At 74.0% G+C, this 23,515-nt stretch carries 22 protein-coding genes and 1 pseudogene; 13 read left to right on the plus strand and 10 right to left on the minus strand.

The annotated features are described in order from the left end of the window. Nucleotides 1-203: 203 nt before the first annotated feature. The gene (locus IE170_RS01200) at nucleotides 204-728 is read right to left on the minus strand and encodes a VOC family protein (RefSeq protein ID WP_189807397.1); all 525 of its coding nucleotides are present in this window, start codon (nucleotides 726-728) and stop codon (nucleotides 204-206) included. 118 nt (nucleotides 729-846) lie between these two features. Between IE170_RS01200 and IE170_RS01205 the strand changes: the two genes are divergently transcribed. Together IE170_RS01205 and IE170_RS01210 are read left to right on the plus strand one after the other, a co-directional pair. Beyond that, the gene (locus IE170_RS01205) at nucleotides 847-1,272 is read left to right on the plus strand and encodes a contact-dependent growth inhibition system immunity protein (RefSeq protein ID WP_189807398.1); all 426 of its coding nucleotides are present in this window, start codon (nucleotides 847-849) and stop codon (nucleotides 1,270-1,272) included. 108 nt (nucleotides 1,273-1,380) lie between these two features. Then, nucleotides 1,381-1,575 carry a hypothetical protein gene (locus IE170_RS01210; protein WP_189807399.1) on the plus strand — a complete coding sequence of 65 codons (195 nt, stop codon included), beginning with the start codon at nucleotides 1,381-1,383 and terminating at the stop codon, nucleotides 1,573-1,575. A 105-nt stretch (nucleotides 1,576-1,680) separates the two neighbouring features. On the opposite strand, the gene IE170_RS01215 is transcribed toward IE170_RS01210, so the two are convergent. Beyond that, nucleotides 1,681-2,775, minus strand: coding sequence for an FAD-dependent monooxygenase (locus tag IE170_RS01215; RefSeq protein ID WP_223855782.1), 1,095 nt, complete (start codon nucleotides 2,773-2,775; stop codon nucleotides 1,681-1,683). A gap of 105 nt (nucleotides 2,776-2,880) precedes the next feature. Between IE170_RS01215 and IE170_RS01220 the strand changes: the two genes are divergently transcribed. Next, on the plus strand, nucleotides 2,881-3,525 hold the full coding sequence (locus IE170_RS01220) for a TetR/AcrR family transcriptional regulator (protein ID WP_189807400.1): 645 nt from the start codon (nucleotides 2,881-2,883) through the stop codon (nucleotides 3,523-3,525). A 42-nt stretch (nucleotides 3,526-3,567) separates the two neighbouring features. Here IE170_RS01220 and IE170_RS01225 read toward each other — a convergent pair whose 3' ends face one another. Further along, nucleotides 3,568-4,449, minus strand: coding sequence for a LysR family transcriptional regulator (locus IE170_RS01225; protein ID WP_189807401.1), 882 nt, complete (start codon nucleotides 4,447-4,449; stop codon nucleotides 3,568-3,570). Nucleotides 4,450-4,544: 95 nt separating this feature from the next. Here IE170_RS01225 and IE170_RS01230 point away from each other — a divergent pair, with 95 nt between their 5' ends. The 4 genes from IE170_RS01230 to IE170_RS01245 all read left to right on the plus strand — a co-directional run bounded on the left by IE170_RS01230 (nucleotide 4,545) and on the right by IE170_RS01245 (nucleotide 8,775). After that, nucleotides 4,545-5,249 carry a succinate dehydrogenase gene (locus IE170_RS01230; protein WP_189807402.1) on the plus strand — a complete coding sequence of 235 codons (705 nt, stop codon included), beginning with the start codon at nucleotides 4,545-4,547 and terminating at the stop codon, nucleotides 5,247-5,249. A gap of 32 nt (nucleotides 5,250-5,281) precedes the next feature. After that, nucleotides 5,282-7,234: a fumarate reductase/succinate dehydrogenase flavoprotein subunit gene (locus IE170_RS01235; RefSeq protein ID WP_189807403.1), complete on the plus strand. Its 1,953-nt coding sequence runs from the start codon at nucleotides 5,282-5,284 to the stop codon at nucleotides 7,232-7,234. Beyond that, nucleotides 7,231-7,986, plus strand: a complete 756-nt coding sequence (locus tag IE170_RS01240; RefSeq protein ID WP_189807404.1) for a succinate dehydrogenase/fumarate reductase iron-sulfur subunit — start codon at nucleotides 7,231-7,233, stop codon at nucleotides 7,984-7,986. Before IE170_RS01235 ends, IE170_RS01240 begins: the two co-directional genes overlap by 4 nt. A gap of 132 nt (nucleotides 7,987-8,118) precedes the next feature. Beyond that, on the plus strand, nucleotides 8,119-8,775 hold the full coding sequence (locus tag IE170_RS01245; protein WP_223855781.1) for a hypothetical protein: 657 nt from the start codon (nucleotides 8,119-8,121) through the stop codon (nucleotides 8,773-8,775). 54 nt (nucleotides 8,776-8,829) lie between these two features. Here IE170_RS01245 and IE170_RS01250 read toward each other — a convergent pair whose 3' ends face one another. Together IE170_RS01250 and IE170_RS01255 are read right to left on the minus strand one after the other, a co-directional pair. Beyond that, nucleotides 8,830-11,235, minus strand: coding sequence for an excinuclease ABC subunit UvrA (locus IE170_RS01250; protein ID WP_189807405.1), 2,406 nt, complete (start codon nucleotides 11,233-11,235; stop codon nucleotides 8,830-8,832). A gap of 27 nt (nucleotides 11,236-11,262) precedes the next feature. Further along, nucleotides 11,263-12,339 (minus strand): MsnO8 family LLM class oxidoreductase, encoded by a 1,077-nt coding sequence (locus IE170_RS01255; RefSeq protein ID WP_189807406.1) that lies wholly within the window; start codon nucleotides 12,337-12,339, stop codon nucleotides 11,263-11,265. A gap of 60 nt (nucleotides 12,340-12,399) precedes the next feature. On the opposite strand from IE170_RS01255, the gene IE170_RS01260 reads away from it, so the two are divergent. After that, nucleotides 12,400-12,894 (plus strand): phosphatase domain-containing protein, encoded by a 495-nt coding sequence (locus IE170_RS01260; protein ID WP_189807407.1) that lies wholly within the window; start codon nucleotides 12,400-12,402, stop codon nucleotides 12,892-12,894. A gap of 73 nt (nucleotides 12,895-12,967) precedes the next feature. Here IE170_RS01260 and IE170_RS01265 read toward each other — a convergent pair whose 3' ends face one another. Beyond that, nucleotides 12,968-13,183, minus strand: coding sequence for a dodecin (locus IE170_RS01265; RefSeq protein ID WP_189807408.1), 216 nt, complete (start codon nucleotides 13,181-13,183; stop codon nucleotides 12,968-12,970). 163 nt (nucleotides 13,184-13,346) lie between these two features. Here IE170_RS01265 and IE170_RS01270 point away from each other — a divergent pair, with 163 nt between their 5' ends. From IE170_RS01270 to IE170_RS33315, 3 genes and pseudogenes are all read left to right on the plus strand, one after another. Beyond that, nucleotides 13,347-14,609, plus strand: coding sequence for an extracellular solute-binding protein (locus IE170_RS01270; protein ID WP_373298933.1), 1,263 nt, complete (start codon nucleotides 13,347-13,349; stop codon nucleotides 14,607-14,609). 133 nt (nucleotides 14,610-14,742) lie between these two features. Then, a complete protein-coding gene (locus tag IE170_RS01275) occupies nucleotides 14,743-15,561 on the plus strand; it encodes a GNAT family N-acetyltransferase (protein ID WP_189807409.1) in 819 nt (272 codons plus the stop codon). Further along, a pseudogene (locus IE170_RS33315) lies at nucleotides 15,558-16,085 on the plus strand (lysophospholipid acyltransferase family protein); the annotation flags it as partial. The gene IE170_RS01275 and the pseudogene IE170_RS33315, both read left to right, overlap by 4 nt. Before the next feature lie 239 nt (nucleotides 16,086-16,324). Here the strand turns inward: IE170_RS33315 and egtD are convergent. From egtD to egtA, 4 genes are read right to left on the minus strand one after another with little or no spacing between them, the layout of a single operon-like run. Then, entirely contained in the window at nucleotides 16,325-17,335 is a 1,011-nt protein-coding gene (gene egtD, locus IE170_RS01285; RefSeq protein WP_308428346.1) for an L-histidine N(alpha)-methyltransferase, read from the minus strand. Next, nucleotides 17,332-18,090 carry an ergothioneine biosynthesis protein EgtC gene (egtC, locus tag IE170_RS01290; RefSeq protein WP_189807411.1) on the minus strand — a complete coding sequence of 253 codons (759 nt, stop codon included), beginning with the start codon at nucleotides 18,088-18,090 and terminating at the stop codon, nucleotides 17,332-17,334. The genes egtD and egtC overlap by 4 nt, the downstream gene beginning before the upstream one ends. Continuing rightward, complete coding sequence (egtB, locus tag IE170_RS01295; RefSeq protein WP_189807412.1) at nucleotides 18,090-19,412, minus strand: ergothioneine biosynthesis protein EgtB; 1,323 nt, start codon at nucleotides 19,410-19,412, stop codon at nucleotides 18,090-18,092. The genes egtC and egtB overlap by 1 nt, the downstream gene beginning before the upstream one ends. Continuing rightward, nucleotides 19,409-20,797, minus strand: a complete 1,389-nt coding sequence (gene egtA / locus IE170_RS01300) for an ergothioneine biosynthesis glutamate--cysteine ligase EgtA (RefSeq protein ID WP_189807413.1) — start codon at nucleotides 20,795-20,797, stop codon at nucleotides 19,409-19,411. Before egtA ends, egtB begins: the two co-directional genes overlap by 4 nt. 131 nt (nucleotides 20,798-20,928) lie before the next feature. Here egtA and IE170_RS01305 point away from each other — a divergent pair, with 131 nt between their 5' ends. Both IE170_RS01305 and IE170_RS01310 read left to right on the plus strand, forming a co-directional pair. Then, nucleotides 20,929-21,768 (plus strand): TIGR02452 family protein, encoded by an 840-nt coding sequence (locus tag IE170_RS01305; RefSeq protein WP_189807414.1) that lies wholly within the window; start codon nucleotides 20,929-20,931, stop codon nucleotides 21,766-21,768. A 747-nt stretch (nucleotides 21,769-22,515) separates the two neighbouring features. Continuing rightward, on the plus strand, nucleotides 22,516-23,505 hold the full coding sequence (locus tag IE170_RS01310; protein ID WP_229884557.1) for a LacI family DNA-binding transcriptional regulator: 990 nt from the start codon (nucleotides 22,516-22,518) through the stop codon (nucleotides 23,503-23,505). Nucleotides 23,506-23,515: the final 10 nt, after the last annotated feature.

Consider the following 23,515-nt stretch of genomic DNA (forward strand, 5'->3'; position numbering starts at 1 on the left):
CCGGCCGGGACGCAGGCTCGCCCGCGCACGTCGGCGGGGCCCGTTCCGCCCGCCCAGGACCGGCTCAACACGCCGGGACGACGGTCCGATCGCGTCGGGCGACCGGTCCGCATGCCCCGCGCGGGCCGGCCGGCCCGGAGCCGGCCCTGCGGTGCCCGCCCGCTCGGTCCGGCCGGCAGTCAGCACCACGCGCCCGGAACGGCTCAGTGGCTCGGGCGCCGCGGCGCACTCGCCACCCCTGTGGCCCGGCCGCTCAGCGCGGCGTCCAGCGTCTCCTGGGCCATGCGCATCGCCTCGGCGTACTTCGGCTCGGACATGCGCGCCCAGGCCCGGTCGGGTGCGACGTCCTCGACCCGGCTCACCACCCACCAGATGTTGCCGAACGGATCCCTCACCCGGCCACCGCGATCCCCCCACGCGCTGTCGGCGGCCTCGGTGACCACCTGTGCCCCGTGGGCGACAGCCGCAGCCATGGCGGCGTCCGCGTCCGGAACGTAGACCCGCAGCAGCGAGGGCATCACCGGCCAGTCGGGCCGCCGGTCGAAGGCCAGGACCACCGTGTCGCCGACACGGATCTCACCGTGGCCGATGGTGCCGTCCTCGATCGGCACCCGGGCGAGTTCCTCGCCGTCGAACGCGGCGGTGATGAAGTCGAGCAGCGCACCGGTGTCGTCGGTGACCACCCACGGTGCAACGCTGGTGTAACCCTCGGGTGCCCTGTGCCCCATTGCTGTCGTCCTCTCGTGTGGCCCTCGCGATGTGACGACCCTAGGGGTCGATCAGGACAACTACGGTCCTACTTCGCCGAGTCGTGGAGGTCCTTCTGTGCCGGCGACAATCAACCCCATGGACCGTCTGCTGCACCTCGCTCGCACGCTGGATGAGGTGGATCCGCCTCGCTGGGGGCCTCCTGGCTCTGACGCGACCCAACTGGTACGCAAGGTGCACGAACTGCGGAGGGTGCCCCTGGGCGAACTCGGACCGGCGGACCTCCGCACCCTCATCTCTCAGCAGGTGGCGCTGCCCCATGTGCTGCCGCTCGCAGTGTGCTTGCTGCTTGATGAACCGATGCTTGATGCCTGTTTCCACCCAGGTGACCTGTTGCTTGCCGCGGTGAGCGTCCCGGCGGCGGCCTGGCAGCCGTTCCCGGACCTGGGGGCCCGGTTGCGCAGCGCGATCCAGGCCTTGTCGGACGCGGCGGCGGCCGACCTGCCGCGCGGTGCCGCGGAGGAGCTCACCCGTTTCGTCACCCGGCCTGCATCGGTTCTCTGACCCGATGATGCACCTGCAGAGAGCCGGCGATCCAGGGTGGTGATATCGGCGCGGACCGGTTCGTGCCGATCACTTCCGCCGACCGAGGTTGTCGTTGATCATGTGCGTATGACTCACCGCATCAGCGCTCTGATATCGGCCTTCGGCGTCCTTGCCAGCCTGACGCTGCTCGCTGTTGCCATTCGTGACTACCGCTCGGGAGCCTCGGTTCTCTGGCTCGTGGCAGGCTCCGCGATCTTCCTCAGTGCTTCGTACACGCTCGTGCGGGACGCACGGCGGGCCGGCACCAGACCGACCGTCTGACGCGTGCCCCGCCGATCTCGTCGCCGCGCCCCCGCGCCGGCAAGCCCGGTTGGAGAAACGAAACTCCGATGCGGCCGATTGGCGGGGTGAGGGAACGGCGGGGCGTCAGTTCATGCCTGCCTCCGTGCCGCGGCCCGGAGTGCGGACCGCTTTGACGACGCGCTCGTAGCGCTGCGTCGTGTCGGCCACGACCGCTTGCGCCGCGGGTAGGCGTTCCGACTCGTAGTTGTCGAGTGCCTCCTCCGCGGCCGGTCCCGTCAGGGCTGCGGCGAGGGTTCGGGCGAGGGCGGTGGCGTCTTGGATGCCGGTGTTCATGCCGAGTCCGCCGGCTATCGGGTGCACGTGCGCCGCGTCTCCGGCGAGGAACGCGCGACCCCGGCGCATTCGCGCCGCCACACGCGCGTTGGCCCGCCACGACGACAGCCAGGTGGGGTCGGCCAGGCGTATGCCGGGGACCCGCGCGTACCGGTCGAAGAGGCGTTGGAAGCTTTCCAGGGAGGGCGGCAGTGTCCGGCCTTCCTCGTCCTTCTCGGGCGCTGCCTGGAGTTGGAAGGAGTCCGTCCCCGGCATGGGGCACAGCAGGATGCCTCCGCCTTCCGTGGTGAACCACTGGTGCCAGAACTCCCTGTCGAGGCCGGGGGCCCGCACGTCGCCGAGGACCATCGCCTCCTCCTCGGCCGTGCTCCCCTCCAGCGGAATGCCGAGCAGCCGGCGCGTGGTGCTGCGGCCGCCGTCGCAGCCGGCGAGGTAGGCCGCGCGCAGGGTCGTGCCGTCCGACAGTTCGGCGCGGATCCCTGCGGCATCCTGGTCGACCGCGGCGAGGGCAGCGCCGTGCTCTACGCGCACGCCCAGTTCCGCGAGCCGCTCGCGCAGCGCCTCCTCCACCTGCCACTGCCCCACGAGGATCCCGGCACCGGAGGGGGTGTCGCTGATGTGCCTACCGTCGAAGTACTTGCGCAGCACGATCCCGGTCCGGCCTGCGGCCCTGATGCGGTCGCCCGCGCCGAGTCCGCCGAGGAGTTCCAAGGCCTCCGGCTGCAGTCCCTTGCCGCGCGATTCGCGGTGGGGTGCCGGGAGCCGCTCCAGGACCCGCACCGCGACGCCCCGCCGGGCGAGGTCGCAGGCGAGGGTGAGGCCCGTCGGTCCCGAGCCGACCACCAGGACATCGGTCGCAGCGGTCAGGGCGTTCGTCATCGTCATGGCTCGTCCTTCCTTCGTCGTTGTCTCAAGGAAAGCGCCCCGCAGGAGAAAAAGCAACCCAGTTACAAATCTTACTCGGTCTCTCTTGTGTGATAGGGTTGCCCCATGGCGAACACGACCGGTCTGCGCGAGAACAAGAAGCTGCGCACGCGCCGCCTCCTGGCGGCCACGGCGCTGGAGCTCTTCCTGGAGCGGGGTTTCGACGAGGTGTCGGTGGCCGACGTCGCGGCGGCGGCCGAGGTTTCCAAGCCGACCCTCTTCCGGTACTTCCCGAGCAAGGAGGACCTGGTCCTGGACCGGTTCGCCGACCACCAGGACGAGGCGGCCCGTATCGTGCGCGACAGAGCCGCAGGGCAGACGCCGGTCGCGGCGGTGCGCGGGCACTTCATGGACGCCCTCGCCGCCGGCGACCCGATCACCGGCCTGTGTGACCACCCGGAGGTCGTCGCCTACCAGCGGCTGCTCTACACCACGGCCAGCCTGGAGGCGCGCCTGGGCCACTACACCTCGCGGGAGGTGGAGCTGCTGGCCGGCGCACTGGAGGCGGAGTCCGTCGCGCCGCTGGCCGCGCGGCTGGCGGCGATGCACCTGGTGGCCGTGCGGCACGAACTCGGCCGGGAGAACTGGCGGCGGATATCCGCCGGCCTGAGCGCAGCCGAGGCGCAGCCGGCGGCCGTGGCCGATGCCGAGCAGGCCTTCGCCATGCTGGCCGACGGGCTCGATGCCGCCCTGCCCATACGTCGCCCCTGACCGCGGGCGCGCCGTACCGGTCGCCGGCCAGGGGCTGGGCCCTCAGCGCTGGAGCAGGGTGCGCTTCAGTTCCCGGGCCGCCCTGGGCGGTGCGACGTCCGTCCGGTGTGCCAGGGCGATCGTGCGGCGCAGCGGGGCGCCCTCCAGCGGGGTGCTGCGCAGCCCCGGCGCGGCGTTCCCGGCGACCATCGCCGGGACGACGGCCACGCCGAGCCCCGCGCGCACGAAGCCGAGCACCGCGTCCATCTCACCGCCCTCCACGGTGAACACCGGCTCGAACCCCTCCGCCCGGCAGGTGGCCACCGTGAGGTCCCGCAGGTCGTAGCCGTGCCGGAACATCACCATCGGCTCGTGCCGCAGCGCCGACACCGTCAGCGGCCCGCCCCCGCCCGGCGGCGGCAGCCGCTCCGACGACACCACCACCAGGTCCTCGGTCAGCAGCTCCACGGTGTCCAGCGCGGGCGCCGACGGGGGCAGCGGCAGCGCGATCAGCGCCAAGTCCAGCGCGCCGCGCGCCAACTCCCTCACCAGGTCCAGCGATCCGCTCTCCTCGATCAGCAGCTCGATCCCCGGATGCGCGGCATGGAAAGCGCGCAGCACCTCCGGCAGCAGGCCCGTGCACACGCTCGGGGTCGCGCCCAGCCGCACCCGCCCCCGCCGCAGCTGCGCCAGCTCCTGCACCTCCAGCCGCGCCGTGTCAGCGTCGGCGAGGATCCGCCGCGCCAGCGGCAGCAGCGCCTCGCCCGCGTCCGTCAGCGCGATGTTGCCCCGCGCCCGACTGAACAGCTCCGCACCCAGCTCCCGCTCCAGCGCCTTGATCTGCTGCGACAGCGACGGCTGCGCGACGTGCACCCGCTCCGCGGCCCGGGTGAAGTGCCGCGTCTCGGCCACTGCCACGAAATACAGGAGCTGCTGGAACTGCATGAGCCCAGGCTACCCGCCTTCATAGACAACTTCTATCGATAGCAGCGCCATCATGTCTTGGACCTCTCGGGGGTGGCGTCCTTACCGTCGAAGGCATGGCTCTGGCAACGCGGACGGACCGACGGCCGTCCACCACGCGCACGCTCTGGGACTCCACCGTCGGCAAGAAGGCCGTGATGGCGGTGTCCGGGCTGATCATGCTCGGCTACCTGGTCGTCCACATGATGGGCAACCTCAAGATCTTCTTCGGTGCGCAGGAGTTCAACGCGTACGGGCACTGGCTGCGCCACATCGGCGAACCGTTCCTGCACAGCCACTGGGCCCTGTGGGCCGTCCGCGTCGTCCTCCTCGCCGCCGTCGCCGCGCACGCCGTGTCGGCGTACCAGCTCAGCCGCCGCGACATCAAGGCCCGACCCGTCGCCTACGCCCACAAGCGCCGCCGCGCCGGCTACGCGACCCGCACCATGCGCTGGGGCGGCGTCATCCTCGGCCTGTTCATCGTCTGGCACATCCTCGACCTGACCACCCTCACCGTCAACGAGCGCGCCTGGGCCGGCCACCCCTACGAGAACGTCCTCGCCACCTTCTCCACCTGGTACGGCAACACCCTCTACATCACCGCCATGGCAGCCCTCGGCCTGCACATCCGGCACGGCTTCCGGAGCGCCGCCCACACCCTCGGCGCCGGCAGCGCCCGCCGCGACCGCACGCTGAAGGCCCTCGCCAACGCCCTCGCCCTCCTCCTCTTCGCCGGCTTCGTCTCCGTCCCCGTCGGCGTCATGACCGGAGTGGTGAAGTGACCGCGCACGCACCCGACCACGGAACCGCCACCATGAGCGACACCTACGCGCACTACACCACCGGCGAACCCCTCGCCGACACCAAGGCCCCCTCCGGCCCCATCGCCGACCGGTGGGACCGCCGCCGCTTCGAGGCCCGCCTCGTCAACCCGGCCAACCGCCGCAAGCAGACCGTCATCGTCGTCGGCACCGGCCTGGCCGGCGGCGCCGCCGGCGCCACCCTCGCCGAACAGGGGTACCGCGTCGTCCAGTTCTGCTACTCCGACTCCCCGCGCCGCGCCCACTCCATCGCCGCCCAGGGCGGCATCAACGCCGCGAAGAACTACCGCAACGACGGCGACTCCGTCCACCGCCTCTTCTACGACACCGTCAAGGGCGGCGACTTCCGCGCCCGCGAGTCGAACGTCCACCGCCTCGCCCAGATCTCCGTCGAGATCATCGACCAGTGCGTCGCCCAGGGCGTGCCCTTCGCCCGCGAGTACGGCGGCCTCCTCGACACCCGCTCCTTCGGCGGCGTCCAGGTCTCCCGCACCTTCTACGCCCGCGGCCAGACCGGCCAGCAGCTCCTCCTCGGCGCCTACCAGGCACTCTCCCGGCAGATCGCCGCCGGCGGGGTCGAGATGCACGCCCGCACCGAGATGCTCGACCTCGTCGTCGCCGACGGCCGGGCCCGCGGCATCGTCGCCCGCGACCTCGTCACCGGCAGGATCACCACCCACTTCGCGGACGCCGTCGTCCTCGCGACCGGCGGCTACGGCAACGTCTTCTACCTCTCCACCAACGCCATGAACTCCAACGCGACCGCCGTCTGGCGGGCGCACCGGCGCGGCGCCTACTTCGCGAACCCCTGCTTCACCCAGATCCACCCCACCTGCATCCCGCGCACCGGCGACCACCAGTCCAAGCTCACCCTGATGAGCGAGTCCCTCCGCAACGACGGCCGCATCTGGGTCCCCAAGGCCAAGGGCGACACCCGCCCGCCCCACCGGATCCCCGAAGCCGAGCGCGACTACTACCTGGAGCGGATCTACCCCTCCTTCGGCAACCTCGTCCCCCGCGACATCGCCTCCCGCGCCGCCAAGAACGTCTGCGACGAGGGCCGCGGCGTCGGCCCCGGCGGCCAGGGCGTCTACCTCGACTTCGCCGACGCCATCCGCCGCATGGGCCGCGACAAGGTCGCCGAGAAGTACGGCAACCTCTTCGAGATGTACGAGCGGATCACCGCCGAGGACCCGTACGAAGTCCCCATGCGGATCTACCCCGCCGTGCACTACACGATGGGCGGACTGTGGGTCGACTACGACCTCCAGACCACCGTCCCCGGCCTCTTCGCGATCGGCGAGGCCAACTTCTCCGACCACGGCGCCAACCGGCTCGGCGCCTCCGCCCTCATGCAGGGCCTCGCCGACGGCTACTTCGTCCTCCCCGCCACCATCAACGACTACCTCGCCCGCCACCCCGCCCAAGACCCCGTCGACGACACCCACCCCCAAGCCGCGGCCGCCCTCCGCGAAACCCGCGACCGACTCGACCGGCTCCTGCACACCGACGGCGACCGCACCCCCGACTCCTTCCACCGCGAGATCGGCGAACTCATGTGGGAGCACTGCGGCATGGCCCGCAACGACGCCGGACTGCGCACCGCACTCGCCCGCATCCCGCAGATCCGCCAGGAGTTCTGGCGCCGCGTCAAGGTCCCGGGCAGCGGCACCCAGCTCAACCAGTCCCTGGAGAAGGCCAACCGGATCGTCGACTACCTGGAGCTCGCCGAGCTGATGTGCCTCGACGCCCTCCACCGCACCGAGTCCTGCGGCGGCCACTTCCGCGAGGAGTCCCAGACGCCCGACGGCGAGGCGGCCCGCCGCGACGACGAGTTCTCGTACGCCGCCGCCTGGCAGTTCCGCGGCACCGGCAAGCCGCCCGTCCTGCACAGGGAAGACCTCGCCTTCGAGTACGTCCACCCCACCCAGCGGAGCTACGCATGAAGCTCAACCTGCGCGTCTGGCGCCAACAGACCCCCGACGCCCCCGGCGCCATGGTCACCTACGAGGTCGACGGCGTCTCCCGCGACATGTCCTTCCTCGAAATGCTCGACACCCTCAACGAGGACCTCATCGTCCGCGGCGAGGAACCCGTCGCCTTCGACCACGACTGCCGCGAGGGCATCTGCGGCGCGTGCAGCCTCGTCATCAACGGCGAGGCCCACGGCCCCGAACGCACCACCGCCTGCCAGCTCCACATGCGCTCCTTCCGCGACGGCGACACCATCGACGTCGAACCCTGGCGCGCGGCCGCGTTCCCCGTCGTCAAGGACCTCGTCGTCGACCGCAGCGCCTTCGACCGGATCATCCAGGCCGGCGGCTACATCACCGCACCCACCGGCTCCGCGCCCGAGGCGCACGCCACCGCCGTGCCGAAACCCGACGCCGACCGCGCCTTCGAACACGCCGAGTGCATCGGCTGCGGCGCCTGCGTCGCCGCCTGCCCCAACGGCTCCGCCATGCTCTTCACCTCCGCCAAGGTCAACCACCTCGGCGCGCTCCCGCAGGGCTCGCCCGAACGGGAGACGCGGGTGCTCGACATGGTCGCCGCGATGGACGACGAGGGCTTCGGCGGCTGCACCCTGACCGGCGAATGCGCGACCGCCTGCCCGAAGGGCATCCCGCTGCCGTCGATCACCGCCATGAACCGGGAATGGCTCCGCGCCCTCCGCAAGGGCCGCGCCGCCCGCGACTGACCCCCGCCGCCGCGCCGCCTGCCTCGCCCGCTCCGCCGGTCGGCCGATCCGATCGGCCGACCGGGCGCTCGTACCGGGTACGCGACGTGCCGCGCCCGCCGGTGCCCGGCCGCGTCGGCGACAGTGGACCGCATGCCAGAAGCCCCCGCCGGGACCGGACCGCGCCTGCGACGCCGCACCGTGCTGGCCGCCGCCCTCGGCCCGCTCGCCGCGGCCGGATGCTCCGCCGAGGAGCCCGCCCCGGCCCCGGTGCACGGCCCCGCGGGCGCCCCGCGCGACGCCATGGTCATGCTGATCCGGCACGCCGAGAAGCCCTACCCCGGCGACACCGGCGAGGACGCGGAAGGCAACGAGGACCCCGGTTTCCTCTCCCTGCGAGGCCTGCGCAGGGCCGAGGAGCTCCCCGGGCTGTTCACCCCCGCCCGCGGCTCGTCCCTGCTGCCCCGCCCCGCCGCCGTGTTCGCCGCCGGCGGGGCCGGCGCGCCCGCCCGCTGCCGACTGACCGTCGAACCGCTGGCCGCGGCCCTGCGCATCCCGGTGCGCACCCGGTTCGCCGTCGGCGCCGAAGCGGCCCTCGCCCGCGCCGTCCTCACCGCGCCACAGCCCGTCCTCGCCTGCTGGGAGCACCACGGCGTCCCCCGCCTCGTGCGCGCCCTCGGCGCCGACCGGCTGCCGGGCGTGCCCGCCGCCTGGCCGGACCGGTACGACGTCGTGTGGGCGTTCACCCGCCGGAGCGGCCGCTGGACGTTCCGCGAGGTGCCTCAGCACCTGCTGGCCGGGGACGCCTGACCCGCCGACCGCGGCCCCCGTCGTACGTACGCCGCCCGCGCCCGGCCCCCCGGCTCAGTCCAGCCCCAGCGCCCTCGCCAGGTGCCCCGCCGTCCGCCCGCGCCCCGCCCGCGCGACCCGCTCCGGTGTGCCCGCGGCGACGATCCGGCCGCCGTCCGCGCCGCCGCCGGGCCCGAGGTCGACCACCCAGTCCGCGCCCGCCACCACGTCCATGTCGTGCTCGACGACCACCACCGTGTGCCCGGCGTCCACCAGTCCGTGCAACTGCCGCACCAGCACCTCCACATCGGCCGGGTGCAGCCCCGTCGTCGGCTCGTCCAGCACGTACAGCGTGTGCTCGCGCCGCAGCCGCTGCAGCTCCGCCACCAGCTTGATCCGCTGCGCCTCGCCGCCCGACAGCTCCGTGGCCGGCTGCCCCAGCCGCAGGTAGCCCAGCCCGATCTCCTCCAGCGCCCGCAGGCTCCGGGCCGCCGCCGGGACCTCCGCGAAGAACTCCGCCGCCGCCTCCACCGTCAGCCCCAGCACCTCCGCGATGCTCAGTCCCCCGTGGCGGACCTCCAGCGTCTCGGCGTTGTACCGCGCGCCCCCGCAATCGGGGCACGGCGCGTACGTACCGGGCAGGAACAGCAGCTCCACCGAGACGAAGCCCTCGCCCTGGCAGGTCTCGCACCGGCCGCCCGGCACGTTGAACGAGAACCGGCCCGCCTTCCAGCCGCGGGCGCGCGCCTCGCCGGTCGCCGCGAACAGCCGGCGCACCACGTCGAACAACCCCGTGTACGTCGCCAGGTTGGACCGCGGCGTGCGCCCGATCGGCTTCTGGTCCACCTCCACCAGCCGCCGCACCGGGAACCCCGGATCGGAGGCGAGCCGCTCTCCCACCTCGCGCGCCAGCACCTGCCCCACCAGCGTCGACTTCCCCGACCCGGACACGCCCGTCACGGCCGTGAACACGCCGAGCGGGAACTCGGCGTCGACGTCCCGGAGGTTGTGCCGCCGCGCCGCGGTCACCCGTACCGACCCGGCGGCCTCCCGCACCGCCCGCCGCGCACCCGCCGCGCGCTCCGCGAACAGGTGCCGCGCCGTCGCCGACCCCGCCACACCGGCCAGTCCCTCCGGCGGGCCGCTGTGCAGGACCCGCCCGCCGTGCTCGCCCGCCCGCGGGCCCACGTCCACGACCCAGTCCGCATGCCGCACCACGTCCAGGTGGTGCTCCACCACGAACACCGTGTTCCCGGCCGCCTTGAGCCGGTCCAGCACCCCCAGCAGGGCCTCCGTGTCGGCCGGGTGGAGGCCGGCCGACGGCTCGTCCAGCACGTACACCACCCCGAACAGCCCCGACCGCAGCTGCGTCGCCAGCCGCAGCCGCTGCAGCTCGCCCGCCGACAGCGTCGGCGCCGTCCGGTCCAGGCTCAGATAACCCAGGCCCAGCTCGACGACCGGCGCGATCCGGGACCGCAGGTCGGCCGCGAGCACCCGCGCCGCCTCCCCGTCCGCCGGCGTCCGCTCCAACAGCCCGTCCAGGCCCGTCAGTGGCAGCGCCGCCAACTCCGCGATGGTGCGCCCCGCGTACGTGACGGCGAGCGCCTCCGGCCGCAGCCGCCGCCCCGCGCACACCGGGCACGGCGAGTCGGTGAGGAACTTCTCCGCGCGGGCCCGCAGGGTGGCGCTGCGGCTCTCCGCGAACGTCTTCATCACCCACCGGTGCGCGCTCGTGTACGTCCCCCGGTACGGGCGCTGGATCCGCTCCGGGTCCCGCACGGGGTGCACGGTGACGACCGGCTGCTCCTCGGTGAACAGGATCCACTCGCGGTCCGCCGCGGGCAGGTCCCGCCACGGCGCGTCCACGTCGTGCCCGAGCGCCTCCAGGATGTCCCGCAGGTTCTTGCCCTGCCACGCCCCCGGCCAGGCGGCGATCGCGCCCTCGCGGATCGACAGGCCGGGGTCCGGGACGAGCAGCTCCTCGGTGGTGCGGTGGATGCTGCCCAGCCCGTGGCAGGAAGGGCACGCCCCGGCGGCGGTGTTGGGGGAGAAGGCGTCGGAGTCCAGCCGCTCGGCGCCCTCGGGGTAGGCGCCGGCGCGGGAGAACAGCATGCGCAGCGAGTTGGAGAGCAGGGTCACGGTGCCCACGGAGGAGCGGGAGCCGGGCGTGGAGCGCCGCTGCTCCAGCGACACCGCCGGCGGCAGACCGGTCACCGAGTCCACCTCGGGTGCGCCGACCTGGTGGATGAGGCGCCGCGCGTACGGGGCGACCGACTCGAAGTAGCGGCGCTGCGCCTCGGCGTAGAGCGTGCCGAAGGCGAGGGAGCTCTTCCCGGAGCCGGAGACGCCGGTGAAGACGGTCAGGGCGTCGCGGGGGATGTCCACGTCGACGCCGCGCAGGTTGTGCTCGCGGGCTCCGCGGACGCGTACGAACGGGTCGGGGGCGGTTGTCGGCGCCGGGCTCTCGTCGGACTGGTGCATTCGCCCCACTTTACGGGTGCCCGCAGGTCAGGAGCCGTCCGGGCCGACCGGCCCCGCCGCGGCCGCGCCCACCGCCTGCCCGTCCCCACCCGCCGCCGGCGCCGCGGCCGAGGCGTCCAGTCCGGCGAGCCGGGCGAGGCGGGTGAAGGAGTCGAGCAGGGCCGCCCGGTCGTGGGTGGAGGTGGTCACGAGCAGCTCGTCGGCGCCGGTCAGCGCGGCCACCTCGGCGAGCCGGTCCGCGACCTGGTCGGCAGTGCCGTGGATGTGCCCGGCCAGCGCGCCCTCGTACAGCTCGCGCTCCCGCGCCGTCATGGCCATGGCCTCGATCGCGGCGGCCGGGCGCAGCGGCGGGAAGCTGCCGCGCGTCCGCGAGGCGGCCAGCGACCAGGCCTCGGGGACGAGGATCCGCCGGGCCTCCTCCTCGGTGGCGGCCACGGCGACCGTCCCGGAGACCACGACGTACGGTTCGGGGCGGCCGGGCGCGGGCCGGAACTCCTCGCGGTAGCCCTCCACGATCCCCGCGACCCGCGCGCGGTCGCGCAGGTCGCCCGCCACGAGCGGCAGTCCGGCGCGGGCGGCGATCCGGGCGCCGTCGCCGGTGGCGAGGACGAACGCGGGGATCCGCAGCCCCTCCGCGGGCCGGGCGTGGACACCGGGGTGGGCCTGCTGGGTGCCGTCGATCCAGCCGAGCAGCTCGGCGAGCTGCTCCTCGAACCGGTCGGCGTCCGCCGTGTCGCGGCCGAGGGCCCGCCGGATCCCGCCGGTGAAGCCGACGGACCGGCCGAGGCCCATGTCGATGCGGCCCGGGAAGAGGGATTCGAGCACGCCGAACTGTTCGGCCACGATGAGCGGCTGGTGGTTCGGCAGCATGACCCCGCCGGTGCCGACCCGGATCCGGCTGGTCGCCGCGGCGACGGCGGCGGCGAGCACGGTGGGCGCGGAGCCGGCGGCTCCGGGAACGCTGTGGTGCTCCGAGACCCAGAACCGGTGGTATCCGAGCCGCTCCGCCGTGCGGGCGAGGTCCACCGTGTCGCGCAGGGCCCGGGACGCCGGGTGGCCTTCGCGGGTGCGGGAGCGGTCGAGGACGGAGAGTCTGCGGATCACACACGTGTTCAACGTTCGGCGGCCGCAGGGATTCCCGACGCGGACCCTAGGGTGGCCCGTATGAGTGAGCGCACGAACCGGCGGCCGCTGGCCGTCTTCGACATCGACAACACCCTGGCCGACACCGACCACCGCCAGCACTTCCTGGAGCGCCGGCCGCGGGACTGGGACGGGTTCTTCGGTGCGGCGCCGGCCGATCCGCCGCTCGCCCGCGGGGTGGCGCTGGCGGTCGAGCGGGCCGCCGACAGCGAGATCGTGTACCTGACCGGCCGCCCGGAGCGGTGCCGCGCCGACACCGAGGAGTGGCTGGAGCGGCACGGGCTGCCGCAGGGGCGGGTGTGGATGCGCGGGGACCGGGACCGGCGGCCGGCGCGGCTGACCAAGCTGGAGATCCTGCGCCGCCTGGCGCGGAGCCGCGAGGTGCGGGTGCTGGTCGACGACGACGAGCTGGTCTGCCAGGCCGCGCGCGGCGAGGGGTTCCCGGTGGTGCTGGCGAACTGGGCGGCACAGGCGCCGGAGCTGAGGTCCGCCCAGGAGGGCGAGGGCCGCACCTGACGCCGCGGTCCGGCGGCGGGGCGGCGGGCGCGCCGGGCCCCGGGGGAGTGTCCCCCGGGGCCCGGCGCGTGTCTCATGCCTCCTCGTCGAGCCGGAAGCCGACCTTCAGCCCCACCTGGTAGTGCGCGATCTCGCCGTTCTCGATGTGTCCGCGCATCTGCGTCACCTCGAACCAGTCGAGGTTGCGCAGTGTCTGGTTCGCCCGGGCGATCCCGTTGCGGACGGCCTGATCGATGCCCGTGGTGGACGTGCCGACGATTTCGGTCACCCGGTAGGTGTGGTTGGACATGGAGGTCTCCCGACGGTGGGGGCTTCGTCGCCTTCTACGGTGCCCCAGTACGCCCTGCGGCGCGAACTTTGTCGGATCAATTCCGCGGCAATTACCCTTGACCGGCCCATTGGTCTATGCCAATTTCAAGCCATCTCGGATTCCCCGCAGAAGGTGACCCCTCGTGAAGATGCGCTTCCTCGCCGTGTGCACCGCCGTCGCGGCCGCGGCCGCCCTGACCGGATGCAGCGGCGCGGACGGCACGCCCGCGGCACCGGACAAGGTGACGCTCTGGCTCATGAAGGGCAGCGCCTCCGACGAGTTCATCGCCCGCTTCACCGCCTCCTTCGAGCAGGAACACCCCGGCGTCGACCTCGACGTCCGCATCCAGGAGTGGACCGGCATCGGCGAGAAGGTCGACGGCGTCCTCTCCGGCAGCGGCGGCGAGAGCGCCGACCTCATCGAGGTCGGCAACACCCAGGTCGCCCGCTACATCGAGACCGGAGGTGTCAGCGAACTCACCCTCGAAGGCATGCGCAAGTGGGGCAACCAGGACTGGCTCGACGGCCTCGCCGACCCGGGCAGCATCGGCGGAGCCCAGTACGGCGTCCCCTGGTACGCCGCGAACCGCGTGGTCATCTACCACAAGGACCTCTTCGCGGACGCCGGCATCAAGACGCCGCCCAGGAACCGCCAGGAGTGGATCCAGGCCACCCAGAAACTCGACAAGGGCGACCAGCAGGGCATCTACCTCGCCGGGCAGAACTGGTACGTCCTCTCCGGCTTCGTCTGGGACGAGGGCGGCGACCTCGCCGTCCAGAACAACGGCACGTGGGAGGGCACCCTCCACGACGAGAAGGCCCTCGCCGGCATGGAGTTCTACAAGCAGCTCCAGGCCCTCGGCGACGGCCCCAAGGGCGCCGACGAGGAAACGCCCCCGCAGACCGAGGTCTTCGCCCGCGGCAAGGTCGCCCAGATCATCGGACCGCCCAGCCAGGCCGCCGCCATCGAGGCAGCCAACCCCGCCCTCAAGGGCAAGCTCGGCTTCTTCCCCGTCCCCGGCAAGACCTCCGACAAGCCCGGTGCCGTCTTCACCGGCGGCTCCGTCCTGATCATCCCGGAGAAGACCCGGCAGCGCGACCACGCCATCGACGTCATCACCGCCCTGGTCAGCGAGAAGTGGCAGACCGAACTCGCCCGCACCATGAGCTACGTGCCCAACAAGACCACCCTCGCCCACGTCGTCGCCGACAACGAGGGCGCCGCGAGCATGGCTGCCGGCGCCGCCCACGGCCGGGCCACCCCCAAGTCCGCCCGCTGGGCCGAGGTCGAGGCCAAGAACCCGATCAAGCCGTACATGACGGCCGTCCTCACCGGCCAGGACCCCCGCAAGGCGGCCCGCACCGCCTCCGAGTCCATCACCGCGGTTCTGAAAACCGACCACTGAGCCGCCGAGTTCAAACTCCGCACACCCGGCGGCCGCGAAGCGGTCACGCCGAATCCAGCCGGTCACGGAAGAAGTAGAGGAGCCGGGTCGCCACGCCTGCGGCCCGCGCTCCGTGCCCGGACCTGGAGCCGCCATGACCATCGCCGCCTTGTCACCGAGCGCCGCCCCCGCACGCCCCGCCTCCCTCCCGGCACCCGCCGGGGCCCGCGGCACCGCACCCGCCGCCCCCCGCTACGCGGTACGCCTCGCCCGCGACGAGGACGAGGTGCGCGCGGCCCAGCGGCTGCGCCACGACGTCTTCGCCGGAGAACTCGGCGCCCGACTCGACGGGCCCGAGCCCGGCCTCGACTCCGACGCCTTCGACGCCTACTGCGACCACCTCCTCGTCGTGGAAGAGGAGACCGGACAGGTCGTCGCCACCTACCGGCTGCTGCCCCCCGAACGCGCCGCCGTCGCCGGACGCCTCTACTCCGAATCCGAGTTCGACCTCTCGGCCCTCGCCCCGATCCGCCCCGGCCTCGTCGAGGCCGGCCGCTCCTGCGTCCACCCCGACCACCGCAACGGCGCCGCCATCGGCCTGATCTGGGCGGGGCTCGCCCGCTACATGGACCGCTGCGGCCACAACTGGATCGCCGGCTGCTGCTCCATACCGCTCTCCGACGGCGGCGTCCTCGCCGCCGCCACCCGCGAGAACGTCCTGCCCCGCAACCTCGCCCCCGCCGAGTACCGCGTCACCCCCCACCACCCCTGGAACCCCTCCGGCACCGCCTTCCGCGACCGCACGCCGCTCCCGCCCCTGCTGCGCGGCTACCTGCGCCTGGGCGCGTGGGTCTGCGGCGAACCCGCCCTCGACGCCGCGTTCGGCTGCGCCGACCTGTACGTCCTGCTCTCCCTGCAGCGCACCAACCCCCGCTACCTCCGGCACTTCCTCTCGCTCGCCCCGTCGGCATGAACGCCTGGCTGCCGGCCTCGCCCTGCACACCCCCGGCCTGCGCAGGCCACGACGGGCCGGCCGCGGGAATCCCGCGCGCCCTCCTGCGGATCTCCGCCGCCCTCGCCCTGCTCCTCGTCGCCGCCGGCGCCGCGCCGCCGGTCCGGCTGCTGCCCCGCAGGCCCCGCCACGCCCTCGTCCGCGCCTGGTCGACCGCCTTCCTGCGGGCCTTCGGCCTGCGCGTCCACGTCCACGGCAGCCCCGGCCCCGACGGTCCCTGCCTCATCACCCCCAACCACGTCTCCTGGCTCGACATCCCCCTCGTGGCCGCGGCCCTGCCCGGCCGCACGCTCGCCAAGAGCGACATCCGCAGCTGGCCCGTACTGGGCCGGCTCGCCGCCGGCGCCGGAACCCTCTTCATCGAACGCGACCGGATCCGCGCGCTGCCTGCCACCGTCAGCGCACTCACCCGCGCCCTCCGGGCCGGCGACCGCGTCACCGTCTTCCCCGAGGGCAGCACCTGGTGCGGGCGTGCCGGCGGCACCTTCCGCAGGGCCGCCTTCCAAGCCGCCCTCGACGCGCGCGTCCCCGTACAGCCCGTCCGCCTCGCCTATGTGCTCGCCGACGGCACCAGAGCGGGGGCATGCGCCTTCGTCGGCGACGACCCGCTCGCCGCCTCCCTGTGGCGGACGGCCCGCGCGGGCGGGATCACGGCGGAGATCCGGCTGCTGCCGCGGATCCCGCCGGGCCGGCACACCGGCCGGCGGGATCTCGCGGCCGCGGCTCAGAACGCCGTACGGCCCCCCGCCGCGGCGGGGCCCGGGGCTCCGACCGCCACCGACAGCGACAGCGCGAACCGGCCCGCGGAGTCCGTCCACCAGCGGGCCGGCTCCAGTTCGGCGGCCGTCAGCTCCCGCCGCACGCCCTCCTGACGGAACTTCGCGGACACCTCCGTCAGGATCTCCTCACCCGCCGCGAACGGCACCAGCATGTCCAGCGCCCGGACCTTCACCACGAGCTCCGACCGGGCCCGCAGCCGCATCTCGATCCACTCCTCCTCCCGGTTCCACACCGCGACATGCTCGAAGTCGCCGAGCGGGAAGTCCGCGTCCAGCTCCCGGTTGACCACAGCCAGGACGTTCCGGTTGAACTCGGCCGTCACTCCCTGCGCGTCGTCGTACGCCGCCACCAGCACGCCCTCGTCCTTCACGAGGTCCGTCCCCATCAGCAGCGCGTCCCCCGGCTCCAACACCGCCCGCACGGACGCCAGGAACCGCGCCCGCTCCGCCGGCAGGAGGTTGCCGATCGTCCCCCCGAGGAAGGCCACCAGCCGCGGCCCGGGCGACTCCGGAAGCCGCAGCGGCTTCGTGAAGTCCGCCACCAGCGCGTGCACCCGCAGTCCCGGATGCTCCTCCAGCAGCGCCCGGCCCGCCCCTTCCAGGGCGCTCCCGCTCACGTCCACCGGAACGTAAGCCTCCAGCGCGGGCATCGCCTCGATCAGGTGCCGGGTCTTCTCCGAGGAGCCCGAACCCAGCTCCACCAGGGTCCGCGCCCCGCTCGCGTCCGCGATCTCCGCGGCCCGCTCCCGCAGGATCTCCCCCTCCGCGCGCGTCGGGTAGTACTCGGGCAGCCGGGTGATCTCCTCGAACAGCTCACTGCCGCGCGCATCGTAGAACCACTTGGGCGGCAGCACCTTCGGCGACTGCGCCAGCCCGTGCAGCACGTCCGCGCGCAGCGCCGCGTCCGCGGCGTGCTCGTCCAGGGTCCGGGTCAACTGGAAGTCACTATTGCTCACTGGACGGTCTCCTTGAGCGGGGTCAGAACGACCCCCGTGCGGTGGGCGGTCAACAGGGTCCGGTCGGGCACCTCGCACCAGCGGGTGTCGTCGTCGTACGGCTCCGACGCCACCACCACGCGGCCCGCGGGCGGATCGGCCAGATACCACAGCGAATCCCCCCAGGCGGTCGCGGCGATCGCCGTGCCGTCGGTCAGCAGCAGGTTCAGCCGGGAGCCCGGCGCGGCCTCCGCCACTTCCCGCACCGGCTCCGCGAGCGCCCTCCCAAGGTCGTCGCCGCGCTGCAGCCGGTGCAGCACCAGCGCCCACACCAGCGCGGAATCGGTCGCCGCGGGCAGCGACAGCAGCTCCGGCGGCGGCAGTCCGGCCGCGATCTCCGCCACCGACAGCGGCCAGCCCCGCACCGCCCCGTTGTGGCTGAACAGCCACGGGCCCGCCGTGAACGGTGCGGCCGCCGCCTCCCCCTCCGCCCCCGCCAGCGTCGCGTCCCGTACGGCGGCCAGCGCGGCCTCCGCCCGGACGACCCTGGCCAGGTCGGCGAACGTCAGGTCCCCCCAGATCGGGCCCGCCCGCCGGTATCGGGCCGGCGCCGGGTCCCCCTCCGCGTACCAGCCCACGCCGAACCCGTCGGCATTGACCGTCCCGTGCCGCTGGCGGCGCGGCCGCCACGACTGCACCACCAGCGAATGCTCCGGATCGCTGAACACCCGGCCCAGGGCCGTCCGAGGCCCCAGATAAGCGATATGACGGCACATCAGGCATCCCTCGCCGTCCGGAACCCGGAGAAGATCTGCCGGCGCACCGGCAGGTCCCAGTTGCGGAACGTGCCCCGGCAGGCCACCGGGTCCACCGCGAAGGAACCGCCCCGCAGCACCTTGTGCTCCGGACCGAAGAACACCTCCGAGTACTCCCGGTACGGGAACGCCCGGAAGCCCGGGTACGGCAGGAAGTCCGACGACGTCCACTCCCACACGTCGCCGATCAGCTGCCGCACCCCCAGCGGCGACGCCCCCGCCGGATAGCTGCCCGCCGGGGCCGGCCGCAGGTGCCGCTGGCCCAGGTTGGCGTGCGCCCGCGTCGGGTCCTCGTCACCCCACGGGTAGCGCCGGGAGCGGCCCGTCGCCGGATCGTGGCGGGCGGCCTTCTCCCACTCCGCCTCCGTCGGCAGCCGCCGCCCCGCCCAGCGGGCGTACGCGTCCGCCTCGTACCAGCTGACGTGCAGCACCGGCTCCGCGTCCGGCACCGGCTCCGTCACACCGAACCGGCGCCGCAGCCACTGGCCCGCCTCCCGGCGCCAGAACAGCGGCGCGCCGATGCCGTGCCGCCGGATCTGCTCCCAGCCCTCCCGGGCCCACCAGCGCTCGTCCCGGTAGCCGCCGTCCTCGATGAACGCACGGAAGGCTTCGTTCGTCACCGGCACCGTGTCGATCCAGAACGCCGCGGTCTCCCGGACGTGCGCCGGCCGCTCGTTGTCCAGCGACCACGGCTCCGCGGACGTGCCCATCGTGAACGGCCCGCCCGGAACAAGCACCTCCGCCGCGGCGGGCGGCGGGCCCGCAGGCGGATCGGGGTCCGGCGCCGCCAGCACCGCCTCCCCGCGCCGCAACTGGTGCGTGATCAGCATCGTCTCGTCGTGCTGCTGCTCGTGCTGCGCGATCATCCCGAACACGTAGCCGCCGTCGAGCAGCGCCGTGCCCTCCAGCGCCGTGCCCTCGAGCAGGTCGAAGACCCGCCCGCGGACCTCCGCCGCGTACCGGCGGGCCTCCGCCGGCCCCAGCAGCGGCAGCTTCGGCCGCTCGGCCCGCGGATGCTCGAACGCGTCGTACAGCGGGTCGATCTCCGGGTGCATCGCCTCACGGCCGCCCACGTTGCGCAGCAGCCACAGCTCCTCCATGTTCCCGATGTGCGCCAGGTCCCACACCAGCGGCGACATCAGCGGGGAGTGCTGGGCGGTCAGGTCCCGGTCCGACACCGCGTCCGTCAGCGCGGCCGTCCGCGCCCGCGCCGCAGCCAGGGCCTGCACCGCCCGCGCCCGCACATCCTCCGACAGTCCGGGAGCGTACGACTCCGCCGTCACCGCGCCACCCCCGTCCCCGCGGCCGTGCCCGCCCCCGGGCCTGGCGGCCGGTCGTCCGCGGGACAGCGCCCGCGCCGCACGTACCGGTCGGCGAAGCCCGCGACCGCATCCACCACGTACGTGGCCGCCCCCAGCCGCGGCAGCGCGTCCACGGCCGCCCGGAAGCACACCGCAGCAGCTGCCCGCAGCTCCGGATCGGCCGGCCCGAACCGGGCCGCCGACCGCCACAGCCGGTTGCGCGGAGCGGCCTCCGGCCCGTACCCGTCGGCCAGCCCCTTCGCCACCCGGTACGCCGTCTCCGCGGCCTCCGGATCGTCGAACAGGGCGTGGACCACCGCGACCGGCACCAGCCAGCCGTCGTCGCCGGGTTGGGCGTCGATCATCCGCAGCTCCAGGTGGCCGCGCGGACGGACCGGCGGGAACAGCGTGGTCAGGTGGTACTCCAGGTCCTCCGCGGTGGGCGGCCGCAGCGTCGCCGCCGGACCGGCGTGGGCACCGCCGTCCCTGCCGTCCCCGCCTTCCGGCGCGGCCGCGGCGCGCAGCCAGTCGCGGAACGTCACCCCGCGGGGCACCGCCCACGCGCCGCGCCCGTCGCCGTGCGACCGTACGCACATCACCTCGGTGTCCAGCGCATGCGCCGCCCACGCCGCCCGCGGCTCGGCGTCCAGCGCCGGGGCGAGCGTGCGGCGGGCGTCGAGGTCGCCCCAGATGCCCTGCCGCGCGCAGCGCCAGCCCGCGTAGCGGCCGGAGGCCGAGGGCGAATTGGCGAACGCGGACACGAACACGGCGCCCAGCAGGTGCGCCATCCGCCAGCGCCGGCCGTGCCCGAAGGGGCCCGGCTCCTCGAACCCGGCGTCGACGCACACCTGCACGGACGCGGACGCCCGCATCATGGCGCGGCCGCCGGGGCCGGAGCGGTCGAGGTAGGACTCCATTGCGTCGTAGCGGGGGCTGGCCACCAGTCGGGGCACCGCTTCCCGCGCATCACAGCCCGAGCCCTGGAGGGCAAGGCCCATGGAGCCCAGCGCGGAACGGACGGCGACGAGATCGGCCCGCAGGCCGTCGAGGCACTCGGTGAGCGACGCGGCCGGCGCGGAGCTGAGCTCCAACTGGCCGCCGGGCTCGATGCTGAAGCCGGACCGCAGGGGAAGGGCGCGCGCCGCGTCGTGCGCGGCGTTCAGCCGTTCGGGGGACACGAGCTCGCCGGGGCGCTCGGCGTCGACGACGAGCCATTCGAGTTCGGCGCCGAGGACGCGGGGCGGGCCGGTCTTGAAGCAGATGCCGCGGACGAGGTCCTCGGCTCCGGCTTCGGTGATGGGGGAAGGGGCGGGGTCGGGGTCGCCCGGAGTGCGGGCGGCAGACGGGTCGGTCGAGTCCTGGTGCATGGCCGATCTCCTGTCCTGGACCGTTGACTTGACCATGCCTACCCGTCCTTCACGGGATCGAAGGGCCGATTCTCGCCGCATTGCCGTCAATTCGTTGGCCGGGGCCCCGCCCTGCCGTCGATGATGACGGCGTGAGCAGCAGATTGCGCGAGATCGCGCGGGAGAACGCGACCATCCTTGCGGCCGGCGGGTACCGGACACGGTCGGGGCGGCTCGTCTCCCTGGCCGCCGCCTTGGAGGAATCCAAGGCGGGAACCAGACTATATGGACCAAACCAGGTCATTCCAGACGAGCAACTTTCGGCCGGGGCGCATGACACCACCATCGAGGTGACGGCCGAAAGCAGCACGGCGGCGGCCCGCAGGCTCGCGGGGGCGGTGGACGGTGCGGGGGAGGGGCCGGGCGTCGTGGCCGTGCTGAACTTCGCCTCGGCCCGCAACCCCGGCGGCGGCTACCTCCGCGGCGCGAAGGCACAGGAGGAGGCCCTCTGCCGGGTCTCCGCCCTCTACGAGACGCTGCTCATGGCCCCCGAGTACTACGAGGTCCACCGAGCGGGCAGCAGCACGTTCTACACCGACCGGGTGATCCACTCGCCCGGCGTGCCCGTCTTCCGCGACGACCGCGGCGAACTGCTCGACACCCCGTTCCGCGCCGGCTTCCTCACCTCGCCCGCCCCCAACGCGGGCACCATCCGCCGCCAGGAACCGGAGCGCGCCCCGGAAATCCCGGCCGCCCTGGCCCGCCGCGCGGAACGCGTCCTGGAGACGGCGGCCCTGCACGGGTACCGGCGACTGGTGCTGGGGGCATGGGGGTGCGGCGTGTTCCGCAACGACCCGACGGAGGTGGCGGAGGCCTTCCAAGCCCTGCTGACCGGCCGGTTCGCGGGGGTGTTCGAGCGGGTGGTGTTCGGAATCCTGGATCGCAACCCGGAGCCGCGGGAGGCGTTCGAGCGGGTGTTCGGCGGGGGGTGAGGGCGGGGCGGGCAGGTGGGTGGGCGCGATCTGCGGCGCCTGACGGCGACAACGGGCCGCAGCCGCCCACTTCACCGGGGGCGTGTAGCGGTCTGCGGCGCCCGGCAGCGACCACGGCCCGCAGCCGCCCACCTCACCGGAACCGTGTAGCGATCCGGGGCGCTGGGACGGACCGGCGGGCCGCAGACGCCGCCCTCACCGGAACCGTGTAGCGATCTGTGGCGCGGGGCCGGGGCCGGAAGGTACGGCTGTGCCCCTAACGTGTCTCGTCCCTCCTCCCGTTCCTCGGGGGCTTCCCGGCAGTCTCTGTCTTTCCGGGGCGGGACGGCCTGCCAAGGGTGGCCGTAGGCCATCGCGAAGCGACGCGACGACGAAGGAGGAGCGCCCTTGACAGGCCGGCCCGCCCCGGAAGGACACTGGACTGGCGGGAAGCCCCCGCCGCCCTTCACCCCCGCCCGGCGGAACCACCGCTCCTCCCCACCGCCGTGATCGCGCCGACGCCCACGCCCAGGGCCCCGCAACCGTCTCCCGAGTGCGCCCGATCGCTGCCTCCGGGCTGCCGGTTCAATCCGGCCAAGCCGCATCCGACCGCACTTGTGCGTCTGCAAGGATGCGACGGCAATGTCACAGTCACAGTCATCGAAGCCGCCCGCGGCACCCCCGGCACCCCCGGCACCCCCGGCACCCACGCCGCCGACGCCGCCCGCGTTACCCGCGCCGAGGCTGCCCGCGTCGCCCGCCCCCGCCATACCCACCAGTGCCGATGTGGCCCGGCTCGCCGGGGTGTCGCGGGCCACCGTGTCGTACGTGTTGAACAACGCCGCCTCCGTGCGGATCAGCGAGCCGACCCGGCTCAGGGTGCGGCAGGCCGCCGAGGAGCTCGGCTACGTTCCGCACGCCGCCGCGCGCAGTCTGCGGGCCGGGCACACCCGGATCGTGCTGCTCGCCGGGTGGCACGTTCCCGTCGGGCCGCCGTACGGCTCGTTCCTCGGCGAGCTCCAGGCCGCCCTGCACCGTATGGACTACACCGTCGTCCAGTACGGCAGTCCCGGCCTCGGCGGCGACGAGGCGGCCCGCGCCTGGGCCGAGCTGCGGCCCGTCGCGGTGATTTCCGTCGGCGGGGTCGTCCTTTCGGCGCACAACGTCGCGACGCTGAAGCGGGCCGGGGCGCGGGCGGTCGTCACCGTCGGGCCGACCCGGGTGCCCGGGGCGCACGCCCTCGTCCTCGACCAGGCCGAGGTCGGTGCGCGGGCCGCGGCGCACCTGCTGGAGCGGGGGCGGCGCCGTATCGGGGTGGTCGTCCCCGCGGAGGGTGGGCTGGAGCCGTTCTCCGGGCCGCGTCTGGAAGGCGCCCGCCGTGCCGTGTGCGCCGCCGGCGCAGCCGGGGTCGTGGCGCTGCCGATGGCCTGTACGGAGGAGTCGGCGGCGGCGCTCGCCGCCGGGTGGCGGTCCGGCGGGCTCGACGCGGTGTTCGCGTACAACGACGAGTACGCACTGCTGCTGATGGCCGCACTCCACGACGCGGGGCTGCGCGTGCCCGCGGACGTCGCGGTGATCGGCGCCGACGACCTGCTCCTCGGCCGGCTCCTGCGGCCCCGGCTGAGCACGGTGCGGTTCGGGATGCCCACCGGGGAGCGGCTCGCCGAACTCGTGGACCAGGCCGTGCGCGAGCCCGCCGGGGCCACCGAGCGGCACGGGCCCGCGGCGGCCGAGGCCGTCCGCCGGGAGTCCACCTGACCCGTGGCCC

The sequence above is a fragment of the Streptomyces toxytricini genome, assembly GCF_014649915.1.
GTDB lineage: Bacteria > Actinomycetota > Actinomycetes > Streptomycetales > Streptomycetaceae > Streptomyces > Streptomyces toxytricini.